Here is a 3,231-nt window from a genome sequence, read left to right as displayed (position 1 = left end):
GGAACCAGTAGGACTCCACCCACGCGCCGGGCCCGATGCGAACGCCCAGTGCCCGCAGCGCGAGGTTCATCTCGCCGGAGCCGGTGGCCCAGTTGAAAAACCAGGGTGCGGCGATGACCTCGATGAACTGGTCTTGCAGTTCGTTAAACCACACGAACCACGAGTACAGCGGGTGTTCGCTGGCGCGGTGTTTGCCCACCAGGACCCACTTCGCCACCACGGCAGAGGCCACCGCGACCACGCCGACGCCCATCCAGGTAAGTCCGCCGAGCAGGTACGTGAAGGAGCCGACACGCGTGTAACGAAAAATTCCCCAATACTGTGAGCGGCTTTACGAGGCAATCTCAGTCTTTATTCACATCGTCGACGAGCAGATAGGGTGCTACCCGGCCCACGGCTGTGAAAAGCGCAGGTAGGGGAAGAGCGGCCAAGTTTTGCTTCGAAATAAGCCAATCCTTATTGGGTTGGTATTCGACGTAAGATTCTGGCGACACATTAAGATATGTGATATATCACCTTCCTTTGCGTATCAGAGGACGCATGATCCGCTTCGCCCGCGCTACATTCACAACCCTTCCACGCCGTGCGGTGGTGGTGTGAGGCTGCACTCGCGCTGGCTGCGCTACTGACGGTGGCCTCCGCGGAGTATTCGGGCTCGCAGTCTGCAGCCGCGCAGGTGCAGTCGGGTACCGTCACGTCTGACGGGGGCGACTTTGGAAACTGATCTTCTCAAACTGGAACCGGCGTGGCGGAAACTGGGCGAACCAGATCTGCTGGCTGGACTTCACAGGCTTGCCGACCACCAACGGTGACACGGCAGCAATGCCGTGTCTAGGAGCATCCTGATCCTGGGCGCGCTGTTTTTGCTGTACCCCATGGCACCAACGCTGCCCGCTCAGTACTAGCAGATTCGGCAGAATGGGGAGTACACGGGCGCGGTACGGGCGCTTAGCGGCGACACCATAGTCGAGCAGCTCCGCCTCGCCCACGAATGCAACATTCGACTCCTTGCCGCAGGGCCCTACGCCCGCCCGCCGGAGGAGTGCGACCCCGGCTCCGACGACTACATGGCGCTGTTCTTTCTCCCGGAGAGCTACCGCATGATCGCGCGTGCGCGCATCCCGCGGATCGACATCGACCTGTCGGTGTTCCTCACCACGCTCGCGGTCGTGCTTTACGACGGCGCTGGCCACATGTATGGCTCCATCTTGCCCGACGGCGGCGGCACCAACGCGGTGATGTCCGCTCACACTGGCATGGTCGATGCGGCGGTGCTCGACAGGCAGCCCATGCGCAGGCCCGGCGACGACATCTTCATCGACGACATGGGCGAGCGTCTGCGATACCGTATGACCTCCCGCGAAGTGGTCAAACCCGACGCCTACGACGCTGCGACCAACGAACCTAACAGAGACAAAATCACCCTGATCACGTGCACCCCCTACAGACTGAACACCGACTGCCTTCTCGTGTACGCCGAGCGCGCGCTGCTCGACCTCGTTACACCAGAGTCAACCGTGAAAACCTTCGTGTGGTCCTGGTGGATGATCGCGGTCGCGATCCTATTGTTTTTCTAGAAGCGGTGGTGAGATTATCGGAGGCAGCAGCAAGCAGACACCCAGTCGCTGGTAGTTCTTTAGAAGGACAAAAGTTCGGGCTTAAGTGGGTTAGGGAACTATGACCCAAGGGGCCCCGTAGTTGGCTAGACCGAAGATGTCCGGGTAGACCGCTGCGGAATCCAACCCAGCGATTCGTTTGAGACGGTCACGGATCTCTTCCTTGGCGGATGCTTTAACGCGAATCGTGAAAGACGGTGGGATTGATAGCTGAGGCTTTCGGGTCGTGGACGTTAACTTCAAATTTATTGACGTGGCTTTCCGGACCTCCTCGGCGATCCAGGATTCGGCGCCCGATCCATCGCCAGGAGTCTTGCGATAAAGCCGAGTATTCGCACCGTTACTAACTACTGGAACCCCACTTATTAGAAACGCAGAGTTCTGGGCGGGGATTCTGTCGTGATAGCTTGGCGGTCGCCAAAAGCGAGGGAGGTCATTCTGCCAATCCTTATTCGCCACCTGCGACCCTTTAGACCAAGGGAGGTCGTATCCACCCCATGCCTCTTCCAGTCTGATTTCACTATCCGTCACATCGAACGCAAACAGGCGCCCATCCAGATCAGCCCTAATTGTACCGTCCGTAGTGCGCTTTTGCTCTACCGCGAACCAGAGAGCCACGAGTGGGCTCATTGAAACATCGAGTAGGCGGGTGGGGGCGCCGTAGTGTTGCAGGTGCGCCAGGAGTTCGAGTGCGGGCATTTGGTCGAATCGCCAATGACGTCGCGCTGCATCCAAAATCCTCTGCTCGTTCTTAACCAAGTCATCTTCCGAGGGGTTCGCGTTGCCTCGTCGTTTCACAGCCCGGTAAAGGGAACTGTGCAAGGAATAATCGGCCTTCGACAGTCCCCTCCATGCCAGGGTTCTGTCGTTACCAACCAATTGATTCAATTTATTGATCAGGTCTAGGGCGGAATCCCACCCCTTGATTGTGCCCTCCCATGGAGAGAAAAAATCTTCAGGACTAAATTGATTGTGCGTTAACGTTCGATCGTTCACTTAGGGTCCCTCGTAACAGTTGTGGATAGGGCAAACGAAGCAGTGTATCTAGTGTGAGTGCTCTTCGAAATGTAGCCCACTGGCGCTCTTTGAAAAGTAGCCCAGTGTGGTCGTAGTTATTGTGCCTGATTTGTTTGTGGTGTTGTAAGTTCGCGGCCTTTGATGCGGTGGCTTACTCCTCGGTGTTGGAAGATTTTCGCGTGGTGGACGATGCGATCGACCATGGCAGTTGCGACGGTGATGTCTCCGAAGCATTGAGCCCATTGGGAAAAGTCAGGTTGGATGTGACGATGATGGATCCGTGTTCGTATCGTCGTGAGACGAGTTGAAAGAACAGGTTTGCTGCGTCTGCTTCAACGGGGATGTAGCCGAGTTCGTCGATGATCAGCAGGTGGTATCTGCTTAGGCGTTTGAGTACGGCCTCGAGTCGTCCGCTGTTGTGTGCCTCGGTGAGTGTGTTGATCCATCCTGCGGCGGTGTCGAAGAGTACTCGGTAGCCTTGCTGAGCAGCGGTGATACCCAAGGCGGTGGCGAGGTGTGTTTTTCCGGTGCCTGGCGGGCCGAGAAGGACGACGTTTTCAGCGCGTGTCGATTCGGGGTAGTTGGTACCGCGAGTCCG

Annotated in this window: 4 protein-coding genes and 1 pseudogene; 1 reads left to right on the top strand and 4 read right to left on the bottom strand. The window is 57.4% G+C overall.

Translation table 11 applies throughout. The features are described from left to right. Positions 1 to 253, bottom strand: a 253-nt coding sequence (locus HMPREF2736_RS12465; protein ID WP_168167643.1) for a hypothetical protein, incomplete at its 3' end; no start/stop codon positions are given. 439 nt (positions 254 to 692) lie between these two features. Continuing rightward, the gene (locus HMPREF2736_RS12555; protein ID WP_070829881.1) at positions 693 to 989 is read right to left on the bottom strand and encodes a hypothetical protein; all 297 of its coding nucleotides are present in this window, start codon (positions 987 to 989) and stop codon (positions 693 to 695) included. 78 nt (positions 990 to 1,067) lie between these two features. Here HMPREF2736_RS12555 and HMPREF2736_RS11395 point away from each other — a divergent pair, with 78 nt between their 5' ends. After that, positions 1,068 to 1,577 (top strand): class C sortase, encoded by a 510-nt coding sequence (locus HMPREF2736_RS11395; RefSeq protein WP_070829879.1) that lies wholly within the window; start codon positions 1,068 to 1,070, stop codon positions 1,575 to 1,577. A 90-nt stretch (positions 1,578 to 1,667) separates the two neighbouring features. On the opposite strand, the gene HMPREF2736_RS12910 is transcribed toward HMPREF2736_RS11395, so the two are convergent. Further along, entirely contained in the window at positions 1,668 to 2,612 is a 945-nt protein-coding gene (locus tag HMPREF2736_RS12910; RefSeq protein WP_070829877.1) for an FRG domain-containing protein, read from the bottom strand. A 116-nt stretch (positions 2,613 to 2,728) separates the two neighbouring features. Beyond that, positions 2,729 to 3,231 (bottom strand): annotated as a pseudogene (gene istB, locus HMPREF2736_RS11385) (IS21-like element helper ATPase IstB); the annotation flags it as partial.

This window comes from Corynebacterium sp. HMSC036E10, assembly GCF_001836265.1.
Lineage (GTDB): Bacteria > Actinomycetota > Actinomycetes > Mycobacteriales > Mycobacteriaceae > Corynebacterium > Corynebacterium coyleae.
This window is presented reverse-complemented; position numbering and strand designations above follow the sequence as displayed.